Source organism: Flavobacterium tagetis (assembly GCF_016735615.1).
Taxonomy (GTDB): domain Bacteria; phylum Bacteroidota; class Bacteroidia; order Flavobacteriales; family Flavobacteriaceae; genus Flavobacterium; species Flavobacterium tagetis.
Genome location: NZ_JAERSF010000005.1, coordinates 230,543 through 246,087, shown reverse-complemented (window position 1 = coordinate 246,087; position 15,545 = coordinate 230,543). Strand labels below are relative to the sequence as shown.

The window sequence follows — 15,545 nt, the reverse complement described above, 5'->3', positions numbered from 1 at the left end:
AGATTATTCTAATTCCAGTCTTTCCTGCTCCATTTTCTCAGCTAATCTCTTTTCGATAATTGGCGTAATTAATGTTTTTCTAGGTTTAATTTTTACAAAGGGAAACAGCTCTAAATCATGTTTCATTCTATCCTCTTTATTAGGATATTTATTTGTGCCCAAAAGAATTTCTTTTTTAGAATCGAATAATTCCTGTTCTTTATTAGCGCTTTCCTGAATTTTCTTTTTGATTGAGCCTTCATTTAGAAGTTTTAGAAAACCTCCGTTGGCTTCAATTTCTTTAAATAAATTCAAACTTTTTTCTGCCAATTGCATCGTTAAGCTTTCGATATAATAACTTCCGTCTGCTGGATTATCGACTTTGTCAAAATAACTTTCGTGCTTTAAAATTAAAAGCTGGTTTCTCGAAATTCGATCTCCAAATTCATTGTCTTTGTGGTATAATGCATCGTAAGGCAAATTGGCAATTGCATCTGCACCACCCAAAATTGCCGACATACATTCAGTTGTGGTACGAAGCATATTGACATTATAATCGTATATAGTTTTATTACGTTTTGTTGGCGTTGCCAATATATGACATTCGATTTTTGAATCGTATTCTGTAGCAATTAAATCAAAAAGCATTCGAAGTGCGCGAAGTTTAGCAATTTCGAAAAAATAATTAGTTCCAACAGAAACTTGAAAAACGATAGATTTTGCTGTACCAGAGAAACGATTTAAATATTCATTCGCATGTGCTAAACTATAGGCAATCTGTTGCGTAATATTGGCGCCTGAATTTTGATACAAACCCAAATCTACACTCAGCAGATTTAAATTAGTTGTGTCCTTAAAAAGTATATGTAAGGTTTCGAAATTATTTTTCTCCGAAGTGGTAAACCAATTTCCTTCTCTTGCCAATTGTCCGATTGGGTCAAAATTGCAGTAAAAATTAGCTTTTTTCTGAATCGAAATAGTGTCTAATTTTTTAACGAAATCGATTGAGATGAAATTGAAATTAAAGTAAACAGTTTTGTTTTCTAAAGGAAGATTTTCCAATAGTTTTTGAACGTCAATTTTATCATTTTCAATTGTAAAACGAAGACTTTCTGCACCTCTTTCTAAGGTGTTTAAAGCGCGTTCGATAGATTTTTCTATATCGAAAACAAAGATATTTTGGCAGATTTTAAAATCTGAGGCTTGAGTATTTACATTTGCTGCTTTTGTAAACTCATCGATATGATAAAAAGGTTTTACCTGAATATCTTCTGGCGAATTCCAAATAACAGTTTGATTGTAATCGGCTCCATCTAATTCAAACTGAATTTTTTGTTTCCATTGTTTGGATGAAATCGGATTAAAATCGTCGAATAGGTTAGTGGCCATTGTATTTTGTTTGATTATTCTTTTTCTTGAATCGTGTCTCCTTCAAATTGTATGATGTAAATATCCTCACTATCTTTTTTCATAAAATATTTTTCGCGGGCGTACTTCTCAATTTGCTCTGGATTTTTGAGCAGCTTAATCTGCTCCTGATCTTTTTTGATCTCGTCCTGATAATATTTTTTATTATCCTCAAGTTCATGTATTTGCTCATCTAAAAAGCGATGATCAAAATAGGAGTAATTGTCTAAAAATAACATCCAAACAATAAAAAACAGTAAAACCCAGACATATTTATTGCCTAGATATTTAAACCACTTTTTGTCTTTATATGGATTCTTGAATTTCATATAAGATAATTTCTTTTGAATTGTTTTTTTTAGACCTGTTAGAGAACAAACCCGACCTTGGCCGGGCTGCATATAATTTTATGGTTTAAATTTACGATAAAAATTATGAAATTCTCTGATTAATTACAGCACGAACGACATCAATTGCTACCGTATTGTATTTGTCATTTGGGATGATAATGTCTGCAAAAGCCTTAGAAGGTTCAATAAATTGCTCATGCATAGGCTTTAAAGTCGTTTGATAACGGTTTAAAACTTCATCAATATCTCGTCCGCGTTCTGAAATATCTCTTTTTAAACGACGAATTAATCTTTCGTCAGAATCTGCGTGAACAAAGATTTTAATGTCGAACATGTCACGTAATTCAGGATTTGTCAAAATTAAAATTCCTTCAACAATCATCACTTTTCTTGGATGAGTCGAAACAGTATCGTCTGTTCTATTGTGTTGGATAAAAGAATAAACCGGCTGATCGATTGTTTCTCCCGCTTTTAAAGCCTTTAAATGTTTTACCAATAATTCAAAATCGATCGCACGTGGGTGGTCAAAATTAATTAATGCTCTTTCGTCAAAAGATAAATTATCGGTTTGTTTGTAGTATGAATCCTGAGAAATTACGCCAACTTCTGTGTCTGGTAATTCATTCATAATTTGGTGTACTACTGTAGTTTTTCCACTTCCTGTTCCTCCTGCAAGTCCGATAATGAGCATAAATTTAATGTTATAATTTGTTACGCAAAAATAATAATTTAACTGAATTGCTAAACATTTAAAATAATTTAACCATATAAGTAATGTAAGTAAATTTAAGCAATCAGATTTTTAAACATTTTTTTACTTCATTGAACTTATATCACTTATATGGTTAAAAAGCATAAAAAAATCCCGAAAGTAAACCTTCGGGATTTCGTGCAATCAGTATAGTTTTAAAAAATATTCTGAATTTAGTAAGCACTTGTAATTATTTATTCTTTTTTGCCTTAATCATCATTTCAAGCTGATCCCAAAGTTCTTCTGGAATTGCTTCTAATAAATTGAACTGTCCAGCACCTTTTAGCCATTCGCCACCATCAATTGTGATTACATCTCCGTTGATATAAGATGAAAAATCAGAAACTAAATAGGCAGCAAGATTTGCTAGTTCTTGGTGATCTCCAACTCTCTTTAATGGCACTTTTTTAGCCATATCAAATTTTTCAGAAAGATCTCCAGGTAATAATCTATCCCAAGCACCTTTTGTAGGGAATGGTCCAGGAGCAATTGCATTAGAACGAATTCCGTATTTTGCCCATTCTACAGCAAGACTTCTTGTCATGGCCAGAACTCCAGCTTTTGCTGTAGCGCTAGGAACAACGTAAGCCGATCCTGTCCAAGCGTAAGTTGTTACTATATTTAAAATCGTTGCCGAAGTTTGTTTTGTATCGATCCAGTGTTTTCCAAAAGCTAACGTACAGTTTTTAGAACCTTTAAGTACGATATCTATCACAGTATCAAATGCATTTGCAGATAATCTTTCTGTTGGCGAAATAAAATTTCCTGCCGCATTATTTAAAAGAACATCCACTTTACCAAAAACTTTTAAAGTTTCTTGAAGCATATTTTCGACTTCTTCGTAATGGCGAACGTCACATTGAAGAGGAAGACATTTACCTCCAGTTTGGCTTTCCAGTTCGGCAGCTGTAGTTTTTAACTTTTCTAAATCTCTAGAAGTTATCGCTACTTGAGCTCCTAATTCGAGAAAATATTTGGTCATAGCTTTGCCTAAACCGCTTCCGCCGCCTGTAACGACAATGACTTTGCCTTGTAAAGCATCATCACGTAACATTTTATCTGTGTAGCTCATACTTTTCTTTTTTTTTTTTACAATAATAGTTAAATAAAATAGGATGCACGCATAATAATGTTATAAAATTTCAATAAATTTTATATATCACATAATTTTTTTGCTGCAGATTCAAGTGTGAAGTCGTCTTTGGCGAAACAAAAGCGAATTAATTTCTGATCTTTATGATCGGAGTAAAAAGTTGAAATAGGTATTGCTGCAACACCATGGTCAATAATTAGATTTTTGCAAAAAGTAACATCATCTTCATTTGAAATATTAGCATAAGAAGCGACTTGAAAATAAGTTCCTTCGCAAGGTTTTAATTCAAAACGGCTATTTTGAAGCAGTTTCTGAAAATAATCTCGTTTTTCTTGATAGAATTTTCCAAGAAGATTAACGTCAACAACATCAAGATATTCGCTAATTGCAAACTGAGAAATGCTGTTTACACTGAAGACCAAAAACTGATGCACTTTTTTGATTTCTTTCATTAAATGTTCTGGCGCAATGGTATAACCAAGTTTCCATCCTGTTATATGAAATGATTTCCCGAAAGAAGAAACCATCACACAACGATCTAAAAGGAAATCTTTTGTATGTGCAGAAATATGTTTTTCTTCGAAAGTAATGTATTCGTAGACTTCATCAGATAAAATGATAATGTCTGGATATTTTTCAAGAAGGCTTTTTACCTGAACAAAATCATTTTCAGTTAGAATTTTCCCCGTCGGATTGTGCGGATTATTGATAATCATCATTCTGGTTTTTGCAGAACATTCTTTTTCAATTCTTTCCCAATTTGGTGTGTAATCGTCATTCAGCGCTACTCGAACAGGTTTCGCTTTACAGAGTAAAACTGGAGATTCATAAGAATCATAACTCGGATCCAGAATGATTACTTCGTCATTTTCTTTTACTAAAGCCAAAATAGTGGTAAAAATTCCTTGAGTGGCTCCAGCCGTAACCAAAAGTTCTGATTCAGGATTGATAGTTCTGTTATAAGAGCTTTTAGTGAGTTGAGCAATTTTATTCATCAACGGCGGATAGCCTGCCATTGGTGTATATTGATGCACATTTTCTTTCGCTAATCTTGAAACAATATCAGTTAATCTTTCGTCAACGGGAAAATTTGGAAATCCCTGAGAAAGATTTATCGCATTGTATTCGACTGCCATTTTTGACATTACCGTAAAAATGCTTGTGGTTACGTTTGGGAGTTTACTCATGATAAAGTTTGGTTAGGGAAAAACTTATGAATGAAAGCAAAAGCTTTAAGATCTACATTTTATGAATAATAAAAATCGCAGGACGTTTATCAATGTCGATTTTCAGTTTTTTCCAATCCGCAACTTTCATAGTTTTGATGAATTCTGTTGGCAAAGTAATATCTGCTGCAATGCAAAGATGTGTTGCAGGACTTAAAATCTGTAGAAGATCTTCAATCAGTTTATTATTTCTGTACGGAGTTTCAATGAATAGTTGCGATTGATTTTTATCATAAGATAATTTCTCAAAATGACGAATTGCCGATTTTTTCTCGTCTTTATCAATTGGCAAATATCCGTTGAAAGTAAAGCTCTGACCATTCATTCCAGAAGCCATCATAGCTAGTAGGATAGAAGAAGGGCCAACTAAAGGCACAACCTGGATTCCTTTCTCATGCGCTAATTTTACAATCGCGGCACCTGGATCTGCAACGCCCGGGCAACCAGCTTCACTCATTAATCCCATATTTTTTCCTTCTAATAAAGGTTTAATGAAATCATTGTGTTCGCTGGTTTCGGTTCTTTTGTTTAAAGTGAAAAGAACCAATTCTGATTGTTTTTTTTCTGGATAAACTGCTTTTATAGATTTTCTGGCAGTTTTGTCATTTTCAACAATATAATGGTCGATAACTTCTATCGTTCTTCTAACGGTTTGAGGTAAAACATCCATCGGATCGCTTTCGCCCATTGTTGTTGGAATTAGATATAATTTTCCGAAAGATTTCATGTGTTTTTGTTTAAAATTAAAAAATTCAATCATCTCTTTTTTAGAAACAATTGAATCGAATTAGGAGTGTTTTTTAAGAAGCTGATCTGCAATTAAATCAGTCACTTCGTCCAACATTTGGTAAACATTTTCAAAACCGTTGGCAGAACCATAATAAGGGTCAGGAACGTCTACGTTTTCGTCTGGGAATAAATCGTTTAAAATTAAACGGACTTTACTTTTATGTTCTGGAGTTTTGGCTAAATGAACAACATCACGAAAATTTGAATTATCCATTACATAAATATAATCGAATTCATCAAAATCAGAGACTTTTATTTGTCTGCCTTTTTGTGCGCCGATGTTGATTCCGTATTTTTTAGCAACTTCAATTGATCGTTTGTCAGGGCAATGACCAACATGCCAAGAACCTGTTCCTGCAGAATCTACCAAGAATTTGTCTTCAGGAAGCTTAGAGGCTAAAATTCCTTCTGCTAAAGGAGATCTGCAAATATTCCCTAAGCAAACCATTAAGATTTTTATAGGCATGGCGCGTATTAAAGCGTTAGTTTTTTATTGATGTCTTCAACAAACTTTTTAAATTGTTTGTCTGTAGAAACTAAATTATCGACTGTTTTACAAGCGTGAAGAACAGTTGCGTGATCACGATCTCCAATTTGCGAACCAATATTAGCCAAAGAAGCTTTAGTGAATTTTTTAGCAAAGAACATAGCTAATTGTCTTGCTTGCACAACGTGCCTCTTTCTGGTTTTAGATTGAAGTGTTTCAATATCTAATTGGAAATAGTCTGAAACAATTTTTTGGATATAATCGATAGAGATTTCTCTCTTTACGTTTTTAACAAATTTCTCTACAACGCTTTTAGCTAACTCAATCGTAACTTCTTTTTTGTTGAAAGAAGATTGAGCAATTAGCGAAATAATGGCGCCTTCAAGTTCTCTAACGTTAGATTTAATGTTTCGAGCAACATATTCTAAAATATCTTCTGGCATTTCTACACCATCACGGTATAAAATGTTTTTTAAGATTGAGATACGAGTTTCGTAGTCAGGCTGATGCAATTCTGCAGATAATCCCCATTTGAAACGAGACAATAATCTTTGTTCGATATCCTGCATATCAACAGGAGCTTTATCAGAAGTTAAGATTACTTGTTTTCCGTTTTGGTGTAAATAATTGAAAATATGGAAGAATACGTCTTGCGTTCCTGATTTTCCAGATAAGAACTGAACGTCATCAATAATCAAAACATCGATTAACTGATAAAAGTGAATAAAGTCATTACGATTATTCTTTTTAACAGAATCAATGTATTGTTGCGTGAAAATCTCAGCAGAAATATATAAAACGGTCTTTTCTGGATATTTATCTTTTACTTCTACACCTATAGCATGTGCTAAGTGTGTTTTTCCTAAACCAACTCCTCCAAAAATCAATAAGGGATTAAATGAAGTTCCTCCTGGTTTGTTGGCAACAGCCATACCTGCAGAACGAGCCAATCTATTTGAATCTCCCTCCAAGAAATTGTCAAAACTGTAGTTCGGATTTAACTGAGACTCAATTTTTAAATTTCTGATTCCAGGAATTACAAACGGATTTTTTAGTTCAGGATTTAAGTTTTTAAACGGAGCGTCAACCTCTTGCGGTTTCATTGGCACTCTGTTGGCACTTGGCAACTGCTCGGTAAACGGCTGTTTATTGCCATAAGTGTTCTCCATTTTAATTTTATAGAGTAACTTTGCGTTTTTTCCCAGTTCTTTGGTAAGCGCAACTTTCAATAATTTTACGTAATGCTCTTCGAGCCATTCGTAGAAAAATTTACTCGGAACCTGAATGTATAATGCGTTATCGGTTAGCTCAACTGATTTGATTGGTTCGAACCAAGTTTTATATGCTTGGTCTTGAATATTATCCTTTATAAAGGACAAACAGTTTTCCCATACCGATTGAGCAGTTTTAGTCATAGATTCAGATAAATTTTTATTATTGTTATAAAGATTCTCCTAATAAAAGAGGAGCAATTTTATTCCGTATTTCGGGATAACAAATATGTGAACAAATTTCTGTAAAAAAAAATATTTTGGTATCTAATTTTATAAAAAAAAGTTGTAATGTGGCTTTTTAAATTCGAATTTTTTTAATATTTTATAAATGAAAAATCACCAGACTCAAGTACGAGTTCGTTACTCAGAAACTGACCAAATGGGAGTTGTTTATCACGGAAATTATGTTCCTTATTTTGAGATTGGACGCGTGGAATGGCTTAGAAATAAAGGGGTTTCGTATAAAAGCATGGAAGAAAGCGGTATTGGTCTTCCAATTGTCAACATGAATATTAACTACAAAAAATCGGCGCGCTATGACGAACTTTTGACAATTCATACGACATTCAAAAGTCACTCTTCTGTGAAGATCGAATTTGACTGCGCAATCTATAATGAAACAAATGAGTTATTAACAACTGCGACGTTTATTTTAGTATTTGTTGCGTTAAAAACGGGTCGTCCAACAGCTCCTCCAGAATACATTTTAGACATATTCAAATCACTTGATGAAAATTGTTAAAACAACCCTCTTTTTGATGTTAAATTATATAATTTTAATATCAATTTCGAACATTAAATCAAAAATGCTGAATACTGTTTCAGCATTTTTTTTTCTCGTTTTTGTTACAATTTTACCAATTGGCAGTCCAGAAGCTTCATCCATTTCCATTTCCTGAGACACTATTTCTAATTTTTTTTCTTTGATCACTCGCATGACTTTATTCATGTTTTTGTAATCAAACGAAATTAAAAATTCGACATCAATTGTCTTTTCAACGATTTCGCAAATTTCTAAAGTTTGTTGAGCAGTTGTTCTGTAAGCAGCAATTAAACCGCCAACGCCTAATTTTACCCCTCCAAAAATACGAACCACTACAATTAGAACGTTCGTTACGCCAAAAGATTGTATCTGTCCGTAGATTGGTGCTCCTGCCGTGTTGCTTGGTTCGCCGTCATCATTGGTACGATAAGAGATTTTGTTTCCAACTCCTAATTGATAAGCATAACAATAATGCACCGCATGCGGATGCTTTTTTTTAAGTTCTTCAATTATGGGTTTTACTTCATCTTCATGATCTATTGGAAATGCATAGCCAAAGAATTTACTGCCTTTTTCTTTAAACAGTATTTCTTCAGATGCAGTTGCAATAGTTTGATAAGTGTCGTTAATTTCCAAATGCTAAGCTTTATAGTTTTTTTTGCCACAGATTAAAAGGATTAATAAGATTTCTTTTTTTTGTTTTTTAAAAGAAAATCTGTGAAAATCCTTTTAATCTGTGGCAAAATATTTTTTTTCTAGAAAGTGTGTTATAATAATCCTTTGGTAAATAGATCAACAACGTCTTCTTTTCCAACTTGAAGATTCCAAACTTTAATTCCTAAAGCCGCAGCACTGTCGGTGTTTTCAGTTTTATCATCAACAAATAAGGTGTTTTCGGCTGCTAGATTATTTTGTTCAAGAACAAATTGATAAATTTTTGGATCTGGTTTTCTCATTCCGATATCAAAAGAAAAATAAACTTTCTCAAAACAAGCATAAAAATCATTGTAGAAAGAAACACCGCTTTTTTCTTCAAATGTATTAATGTGAATAGAGTCGGTATTGCTCAAGAGAAACAATCGATATTTTTTTGACAATTTTTGAAGAAATTCCAGGCGATAAAAAGGAAAATCTGCCAAAACTGCATTCCACGCTTTTAAGATTTCTTCTTTTGAAGGATTGGGCAATTGTTTTTGAAAGCCGCCAACGAAATCTTCTGGAGAAATAGCCCCTACTTCAAAAGAAAGATTTAATTGATCAAATTCGTTGTTCCATTCTTTCATTCCTAGTTTTTGTAAACCAGAAATTGTGGCAGGTTTGTCTAAATTGATAAAAATGTCTCCGAAGTCAAAAATTATCGCATTAATCATGATTTTTAATCTGTATTAGTTCGTCACTTAAAATGTTGGTTTTGATGCTGTTTTTTCTTGAAATCTCTGGAGCTTTCGTTCCTTTTTCAAAACTTATTTTTCCAATAAAGATTCGGGCTTCGTCCCAAAGATTTTCATTAATAAAAGATTGAAGCGTTTGTCTTCCACCTTCAATAATTACAGATTGAATTTGATTTTGGTATAGCACATCTAGAGCCTGAGCCACAATATTTCTGTTGAAATCAATTGCCTCAAATTGTGTGTTTTCTTTTGATGATTTTTCACTTTCACTAGAAATAATAATAGTTTTCACAGTGTCATCAAAAACAAAACTATTTGGGTCAATTCTGTTATTTCGATCTATAACAATTCTTGTCGGATTATTTCCATCCCAATCTCTGGCATTTAATTTCGGATTGTCATCAACTACGGTTTGTGTTCCAACCAAAATAGCCTGTTCTTCAGTTCGCCATTTGTGCACTAATTGCCTCGAATATTGGTTTGTAATCCAAACTGGTTTTCGATCTTGATTACTGACTTTTTCTGGAGCCAGAAAACCATCCTGACTTTCTGCCCATTTTAAAATTACGTAAGGTCTCTTTTTCTGATGAAAAGTAAAAAAGCGCTTATTCAGTTCGTTGCATTCATCTTCTAAAACTCCAACCGTAACATTTGCGCCTGCTTCAATTAATTTTAAAATTCCTTTTCCAGCTACTTTTTCGTTAGGGTCAACCGTGCCCACAACCACATTCGGAATTTCATTTGCAATTATTAAATCGCAGCAAGGAGGAGTTTTTCCAAAATGACTGCAAGGCTCCAAGCTTACATAAATTGTAGCCTTTTTCAACAGCGTTTTATCTTTTACAGAATTTACGGCATTTACCTCTGCATGTGGCTCACCAGCCTTCTTATGCCAGCCTTCGCCGATAATCTGACCTTCATAAACAATAACGCTTCCAACCATTGGGTTCGGATATGTTGTTCCAAGTCCATTTTGTGCCAGTTCAATGCAGCGTTTTATATATTTTTCATGTATATTCACAGTGCAAAAGTAGTTATTTTTGAGTTTATCATTAAGTTAAGAAACTATAGAAAAAGTATATTTACTTTTGCATATATAATGATTTAGAATAAAAAAATGGTAAATTGGCAAATACGCGCAATTAAAAAAGAAGATAATCAAGCAGTTGCGAGTTTGATACGATCTGTTTTTGATGAAATGGAGATTCCGAAAGTAGGAACCGCATACGAAGATCCTTATCTCGATTTAATGTTTGAAGAATATAGTAAGCCCAAATCGGCATACTTCGTTGTTGAAAATGATGGAGAAATTGTAGGTTGCGCCGGAATAGCTCCTTTAGAAAATGGAGATCCGGAAATTTGTGAATTACAGAAAATGTATTTCCTTCCGAAAACAAGAGGTTTGGGAATTGGGACTGAAATGATGGAAAAATGTTTGGAACAAGCCAGAATTTTTGGTTTTAAAAAATGTTACATCGAAACAATGCCATTTATGCATGCAGCACAAAAACTGTATAAAAAATCTGGTTTTGAATATTTAGATGCTCCAATGGGTTGTACTGGTCACAATTCTTGTCCTGTTTGGATGTTGAAAGTTTTGTAATTTAATGTAACAATTTTAAAGCGTCAAGACTTATTGAAAGATAAAATGTCAGTTTTTGGCTGATGTAAATGCTCAAAAAACAAAAATGAAAATTAAACAATATCGTACTCAGTTTATTAAAGAATTAGCTCCTTTTTACGATGCGTACGAAGCGGAGAGTTTTTTTTATTTAATTCTGGAAGATAAACACCAGCTTCGTCAAATTGATTTGGCTTTAAACCATGAATTAGCTTTTGGAGAGAATGATTTTGTGATATGGGACGAATTGCTAAAACAGCTTAAAAAAGAAGTTCCGATACAGTATTTGCTTGGAAAAGCTAACTTTTACGGTTTGGATTTTGAAGTAAATGAAAATGTTTTAATTCCGAGGCCTGAAACAGAAGAATTAGTTGAATGGATTATTAATGAAAATGCAAGCCCAGAAAAGAATAAAAAAATAAGAATTCTTGATATTGGAACAGGAACTGGCTGTATTGCAATTTCGTTGGCAAAGAATCTTCCGAATGCAGAAGTTTTTGGGATTGACGTTTCTAAAAAAGCTATCGAAACTGCCAAAAGAAATGCTGTTACAAATAATGTCGATGTTACTTTTATATTCCTGAATATTTTAGAAACGGAAGAATTTACTTGTCAGTTTGATATTATTGTTTCTAATCCGCCTTATGTACGAAATCTAGAAAAAGTAGAAATAAAAAAGAATGTTCTGGATTACGAACCGCATTTGGCACTTTTTGTCGAAGATAATGACCCGCTTATTTTTTATAGAAAAATTGCTTCTCTAGCACAAAATGGACTTCAGAAAAATGGAAAGCTGTATTTTGAAATAAACCAATATCTTGGAAAAGAAATGATTGATTTGCTTGAGAATATGAGTTTCCAAAACGTTGAGCTTCGAAAAGATATTTATGATAACGATCGTATGATTTCTGGCAAGGTTTTAAAAAGCGTATAATTTGATGATTCAGCTAAAATCTTATGGAATATCAAATTCAGTACAAAGAAGAGTTTATTTTAATTGATGGTTATTTTTCAGAAAACGGAATTAAATCTGTTAAAGATGTTGTAGAAAAACGTTTTGAAAATCGGTTAAAAACAAATTTCTATTATGATTTTATAAATTGGTCTAAAGCCGAAAATGAAATTCTATTAGGAACCTTTCGAGCATCTGCAGCTTGGCCTTTACTTTCAGATTTAGGATGCATTTTTAATTTTCGTAATCCAGAGGAATTTGTCTATCAGGAATTTAAACTTGTTCATTCTTTGGTGAATGGGTGGATACCTGCAGAAAGCACTTCGATAGGGAATAATCATATTCTTGCTATAAAGTTTGAGCATCAGATACCTGAAATACTTTACAGGCTTTATGAAGAAAAAGAATACCATCCCAAAGCGCCAAGTGGTTCTCTTCAGTTGGGATTGTGTTTTAAAAATGATTTTCCTATTGTCTTAGAGAATATTAAAAAGAGTCGTTAAAAAAATAAAAGTGATTTTTAGATTGAAAACTACGATTAAAATTATTCGTAACGTAACGCTTCAATAGGATCTAATTTTGATGCTTTAATGGCTGGATATAAACCAGAAACCAAAGCAACACAGAAACTTGTTGCAAAAGCGGCAAAAATCGCCATCCACGGAATCACGAAAACAAAACTCATAGCGGTTGCAATGGCAAAGCCAAGCAGAATTCCTAAAACAATCCCGACTAAACCTCCAATTTGTCCAATCAATAAAGTTTCAATAAAAAACTGAAACGCTACTGTTGATCTTTTTGCTCCTAAAGCTTTTCGGACGCCTATTTCGCGAGTACGCTCTGTAACCGAAACAATCATAATATTCATCAAAGCAATTGAAGACCCTAAAATAGTGATGACAGAAATAGTCCACGCTGCTATTCCTAGGTACTGAGTTATGCTTAGAATTCGGTTAATTAAGTCATCGCTTCGAACCACACCAAAATTATTGTCACGAACAGGGCTTAGTTTGCGGACTCTTCGCATAGTGCTGGTTGCGTTATCTATGGCTTCGTCTAGAACTTCTTTTTTAGAAACCATGACACTAATAGTATAATTGATATTAGGTGCCGTAAATAATGATCTGGCAACTTGAATAGGAATTAAAACTCTTAGATCCTGGCTGTTTCCAAATGTTGATCCTTTTTCTTTCAGAACACCTATAACTTTAAATCGAGCGCCTCGAATCGAAATTACTTTATCTATAGGATTTATATCTTTCAAAAGTCCCTTTTCAAAATCAGAACCTACAATGCAAGAATACGTATTGTTGTCAATATCAAACTGATTAAAACTTCTTCCTAAACTCGTTTCCAATCCAGAATTGGTAATAAAATGCTCGTCAACGCCAACAATGGTAATTTCTGGATCTGTTTTTTCGCCCAAATATTTTACTTCGGCAGTTGAAGTCGCAGTAAAAGATAAAGAGGTTTCGGTAAACGGATATTTGTATTTGTTTTTGAAAGCAACTGCTTCTGGATACGAAATAATCGGATTGATGACTTCTCTTTCTCTTCCGCCGCGGTTTCGAACTTTATTTTCGTATTGATTGATGTTAAAAGTATTCGCTCCCATAGAAGCAAAATCGGTAGAAATAGTATTTTCTAAAGCAGACACCACAGTCAGGATGCCAACCAAAGCCGTAATACCGATAGCAATAATTAAAACGGTAAGAATAGTACGCAGAATTTGTGTTTTGATAGAACCAAAAGCAATTCGGATATTTTCTTTAAATAATTTTAGCATCATGACCAATTTGTCACGAAAATACGGTTTTTGTTACAAGTTTGTTTTCGAAGTGTTATTATTTATTTTAAAAAGTAAGATATTTGCAGACTTATTTAAGTCGAAAGTTGGAAAGTCATAAAGTCGAAAGTCTGAAGATCCAACAATCTAAAAGAAAATCTAGAAATAAATTAATTTTAAAAGTTTAGATTTTTAGGTTTCAAAGAAATCTAAAATCGAAAATCAGAAATCTAAAATAAAAAGAGATGGCTTCAAAACCAAGTATACCAAAAGGGACAAGAGATTTTTCACCAGCAGAGGTGTCAAAACGTCAATATATTATTCAGACTATAAAAGCTAATTTCGAGAAATTTGGTTTTCAGCCAATCGAAACTCCTTCGTTTGAAAATTCAGATACCTTAATGGGAAAATATGGAGAAGAAGGAGATCGTCTGATTTTTAAAATTTTAAACTCGGGTAATTTTTTCTACAATAAAAGTAAAATTGAATTGCCAGAATCAATCGAAGAATTGCAATTAAATTCTGCTGAAAAAATAACTTTAGAACAAAGAATCGAACTGAATAAATTCACAGGGAAAATTTCTGAGAAAGCCTTACGTTATGATTTGACTGTTCCGTTTGCAAGATACGTGGTGCAACACCAAAGTGAAATCGAATTTCCATTTAAAAGATACCAGATTCAGCCAGTTTGGAGAGCAGATAATCCGCAAAAAGGACGTTTTAGAGAATTTTTTCAATGTGATGCCGATGTTGTCGGTTCAAAATCGCTTTGGCAGGAAGTAGAATTGGTTCAATTGTACGATACTGTTTTTACTTCTTTAGGTTTAGAAGGCGTTACAATTAAAATCAACAATAGAAAAATTTTATCTGGAATTGCTGAGGTTATAGGTGCTTCTGATAAATTAATTGATTTTACAGTCGCGCTTGATAAATTGGATAAAATTGGAGAAGACGGCGTTAAAAAAGAAATGATCGAAAAAGGAATTTCTGAAGAAGCTTTAGTAAAAGTGCAACCGCTTTTTAGTTTTTCAGGAACTTTTGCAGACAAAATTGCACAACTTTCAGACTTATTGTCTTCTTCTGAAGAAGGAATGAAAGGTGTTGAAGAATTAAAATTTATTTGTGACAATGTTGCAGACTTAGGTTTATCAACTGCAATTTTAGATTTAGATGTGACATTAGCGCGTGGTTTAAATTATTACACAGGAGCTATTTTTGAAGTTGCGGCTCCAAAAATAGTTTCGATGGGTTCTATCGGTGGTGGCGGAAGATACGACGATTTGACTGGTATTTTTGGATTGAAAAATATGAGCGGTGTCGGAATTTCTTTTGGTTTGGATAGAATCTATCTAGTTTTAGAAGAATTGCAATTATTTCCAGAAACAGTTGCTGCGACTTCTAAAGCGATATTCTTAAATTTTGGAGATAAAGAAGCTTTGTATGCGTCAAAAGCGATTCAGAAATTAAGAAAAGAAAATATAAAAGTAGAATTGTATCCTGACAATGTAAAAGTGGGGAAACAATTTCAATACGCAGATAAGCGTTTGATTCCGTTTGCAGTAATTGTTGGCGATCAGGAAATAACTTCAAATTCGTATGCACTTAAAAATTTAGTGACAGGAGAGCAGGTATCTGTAGATTTTGAAGGATTGAAAAATACTTTATTAGGGTAACTG

At 33.2% G+C, this 15,545-nt stretch carries 17 protein-coding genes; 5 read left to right on the top strand and 12 right to left on the bottom strand.

Features of this window, described 5'->3' with window-relative positions; all coding sequences use genetic code 11:
• Window positions 1–3: 3 nt before the first annotated feature.
• The 8 genes from JI750_RS21045 to dnaA all read right to left on the bottom strand — a co-directional run bounded on the left by JI750_RS21045 (window position 4) and on the right by dnaA (window position 7,497).
• Complete coding sequence (locus JI750_RS21045) at window positions 4–1,368, bottom strand: methylmalonyl-CoA mutase subunit beta (protein ID WP_202006374.1); 1,365 nt, start codon at window positions 1,366–1,368, stop codon at window positions 4–6.
• Window positions 1,369–1,382: 14 nt separating this feature from the next.
• Window positions 1,383–1,715 carry an FtsB family cell division protein gene (locus JI750_RS21040; RefSeq protein ID WP_202006373.1) on the bottom strand — a complete coding sequence of 111 codons (333 nt, stop codon included), beginning with the start codon at window positions 1,713–1,715 and terminating at the stop codon, window positions 1,383–1,385.
• A gap of 103 nt (window positions 1,716–1,818) precedes the next feature.
• Window positions 1,819–2,427: a uridine kinase gene (gene udk, locus JI750_RS21035; RefSeq protein ID WP_008467967.1), complete on the bottom strand. Its 609-nt coding sequence runs from the start codon at window positions 2,425–2,427 to the stop codon at window positions 1,819–1,821.
• Window positions 2,428–2,677: 250 nt separating this feature from the next.
• Entirely contained in the window at window positions 2,678–3,559 is an 882-nt protein-coding gene (locus JI750_RS21030; protein WP_198858279.1) for an SDR family oxidoreductase, read from the bottom strand.
• Window positions 3,560–3,639: 80 nt separating this feature from the next.
• Window positions 3,640–4,767 (bottom strand): methionine aminotransferase, encoded by a 1,128-nt coding sequence (locus tag JI750_RS21025; protein ID WP_202006372.1) that lies wholly within the window; start codon window positions 4,765–4,767, stop codon window positions 3,640–3,642.
• Window positions 4,768–4,819: 52 nt separating this feature from the next.
• Window positions 4,820–5,533 carry an SAM-dependent methyltransferase gene (locus tag JI750_RS21020; RefSeq protein WP_202006371.1) on the bottom strand — a complete coding sequence of 238 codons (714 nt, stop codon included), beginning with the start codon at window positions 5,531–5,533 and terminating at the stop codon, window positions 4,820–4,822.
• 60 nt (window positions 5,534–5,593) lie between these two features.
• Window positions 5,594–6,061: a low molecular weight protein-tyrosine-phosphatase gene (locus JI750_RS21015; RefSeq protein WP_202006370.1), complete on the bottom strand. Its 468-nt coding sequence runs from the start codon at window positions 6,059–6,061 to the stop codon at window positions 5,594–5,596.
• Window positions 6,062–6,069: 8 nt separating this feature from the next.
• On the bottom strand, window positions 6,070–7,497 hold the full coding sequence (dnaA, locus tag JI750_RS21010) for a chromosomal replication initiator protein DnaA (RefSeq protein ID WP_095931847.1): 1,428 nt from the start codon (window positions 7,495–7,497) through the stop codon (window positions 6,070–6,072).
• Between the two features lie 187 nt (window positions 7,498–7,684).
• Between dnaA and JI750_RS21005 the strand changes: the two genes are divergently transcribed.
• Entirely contained in the window at window positions 7,685–8,098 is a 414-nt protein-coding gene (locus JI750_RS21005; protein WP_202006369.1) for an acyl-CoA thioesterase, read from the top strand.
• Between the two features lie 24 nt (window positions 8,099–8,122).
• On the opposite strand, the gene JI750_RS21000 is transcribed toward JI750_RS21005, so the two are convergent.
• The 3 genes from JI750_RS21000 to ribD all read right to left on the bottom strand — a co-directional run bounded on the left by JI750_RS21000 (window position 8,123) and on the right by ribD (window position 10,531).
• On the bottom strand, window positions 8,123–8,755 hold the full coding sequence (locus JI750_RS21000; protein WP_202006368.1) for an IMPACT family protein: 633 nt from the start codon (window positions 8,753–8,755) through the stop codon (window positions 8,123–8,125).
• Window positions 8,756–8,886: 131 nt separating this feature from the next.
• Complete coding sequence (locus tag JI750_RS20995) at window positions 8,887–9,489, bottom strand: HAD family hydrolase (RefSeq protein ID WP_202006367.1); 603 nt, start codon at window positions 9,487–9,489, stop codon at window positions 8,887–8,889.
• Entirely contained in the window at window positions 9,482–10,531 is a 1,050-nt protein-coding gene (gene ribD, locus JI750_RS20990; protein WP_202006366.1) for a bifunctional diaminohydroxyphosphoribosylaminopyrimidine deaminase/5-amino-6-(5-phosphoribosylamino)uracil reductase RibD, read from the bottom strand. Before ribD ends, JI750_RS20995 begins: the two co-directional genes overlap by 8 nt.
• 96 nt (window positions 10,532–10,627) lie before the next feature.
• Here ribD and JI750_RS20985 point away from each other — a divergent pair, with 96 nt between their 5' ends.
• The 3 genes from JI750_RS20985 (at window position 10,628) to JI750_RS20975 (ending at window position 12,586) form a co-directional block, all read left to right on the top strand.
• Window positions 10,628–11,113 carry a GNAT family N-acetyltransferase gene (locus tag JI750_RS20985; RefSeq protein WP_202006365.1) on the top strand — a complete coding sequence of 162 codons (486 nt, stop codon included), beginning with the start codon at window positions 10,628–10,630 and terminating at the stop codon, window positions 11,111–11,113.
• An 85-nt stretch (window positions 11,114–11,198) separates the two neighbouring features.
• Window positions 11,199–12,065 (top strand): peptide chain release factor N(5)-glutamine methyltransferase, encoded by an 867-nt coding sequence (gene prmC, locus JI750_RS20980; protein WP_202006364.1) that lies wholly within the window; start codon window positions 11,199–11,201, stop codon window positions 12,063–12,065.
• 23 nt (window positions 12,066–12,088) lie between these two features.
• Entirely contained in the window at window positions 12,089–12,586 is a 498-nt protein-coding gene (locus tag JI750_RS20975; protein WP_202006363.1) for a hypothetical protein, read from the top strand.
• A 41-nt stretch (window positions 12,587–12,627) separates the two neighbouring features.
• Here the strand turns inward: JI750_RS20975 and JI750_RS20970 are convergent, their stop codons facing one another.
• Window positions 12,628–13,872, bottom strand: coding sequence for an ABC transporter permease (locus tag JI750_RS20970; RefSeq protein ID WP_202006362.1), 1,245 nt, complete (start codon window positions 13,870–13,872; stop codon window positions 12,628–12,630).
• Between the two features lie 242 nt (window positions 13,873–14,114).
• Between JI750_RS20970 and hisS the strand changes: the two genes are divergently transcribed.
• The gene (gene hisS / locus JI750_RS20965; protein ID WP_202006361.1) at window positions 14,115–15,542 is read left to right on the top strand and encodes a histidine--tRNA ligase; all 1,428 of its coding nucleotides are present in this window, start codon (window positions 14,115–14,117) and stop codon (window positions 15,540–15,542) included.
• Window positions 15,543–15,545: the final 3 nt, after the last annotated feature.

Excerpts from the sequence above, each read along its gene's own strand:
- prmC (WP_202006364.1), top strand. The coding sequence starts at position 11,199 with ATGAAAATTAAACAATATCGTACTCAGTTTATTAAAGAATTAGCTCCT.
- JI750_RS20975 (WP_202006363.1), top strand. The coding sequence starts at position 12,089 with ATGGAATATCAAATTCAGTACAAAGAAGAGTTTATTTTAATTGATGGT.
- JI750_RS20995 (WP_202006367.1), bottom strand. The coding sequence starts at position 9,489 with ATGATTAATGCGATAATTTTTGACTTCGGAGACATTTTTATCAATTTA.
- hisS (WP_202006361.1), top strand. The coding sequence starts at position 14,115 with ATGGCTTCAAAACCAAGTATACCAAAAGGGACAAGAGATTTTTCACCA.
- JI750_RS21040 (WP_202006373.1), bottom strand. The coding sequence starts at position 1,715 with ATGAAATTCAAGAATCCATATAAAGACAAAAAGTGGTTTAAATATCTA.
- JI750_RS21025 (WP_202006372.1), bottom strand. The coding sequence starts at position 4,767 with ATGAGTAAACTCCCAAACGTAACCACAAGCATTTTTACGGTAATGTCA.
- JI750_RS21045 (WP_202006374.1), bottom strand. The coding sequence starts at position 1,368 with ATGGCCACTAACCTATTCGACGATTTTAATCCGATTTCATCCAAACAA.
- JI750_RS21015 (WP_202006370.1), bottom strand. The coding sequence starts at position 6,061 with ATGCCTATAAAAATCTTAATGGTTTGCTTAGGGAATATTTGCAGATCT.
- JI750_RS20985 (WP_202006365.1), top strand. The coding sequence starts at position 10,628 with ATGGTAAATTGGCAAATACGCGCAATTAAAAAAGAAGATAATCAAGCA.
- JI750_RS21020 (WP_202006371.1), bottom strand. The coding sequence starts at position 5,533 with ATGAAATCTTTCGGAAAATTATATCTAATTCCAACAACAATGGGCGAA.
- JI750_RS20970 (WP_202006362.1), bottom strand. The coding sequence starts at position 13,872 with ATGATGCTAAAATTATTTAAAGAAAATATCCGAATTGCTTTTGGTTCT.
- dnaA (WP_095931847.1), bottom strand. The coding sequence starts at position 7,497 with ATGACTAAAACTGCTCAATCGGTATGGGAAAACTGTTTGTCCTTTATA.
- JI750_RS21030 (WP_198858279.1), bottom strand. The coding sequence starts at position 3,559 with ATGAGCTACACAGATAAAATGTTACGTGATGATGCTTTACAAGGCAAA.
- JI750_RS21005 (WP_202006369.1), top strand. The coding sequence starts at position 7,685 with ATGAAAAATCACCAGACTCAAGTACGAGTTCGTTACTCAGAAACTGAC.
- udk (WP_008467967.1), bottom strand. The coding sequence starts at position 2,427 with ATGCTCATTATCGGACTTGCAGGAGGAACAGGAAGTGGAAAAACTACA.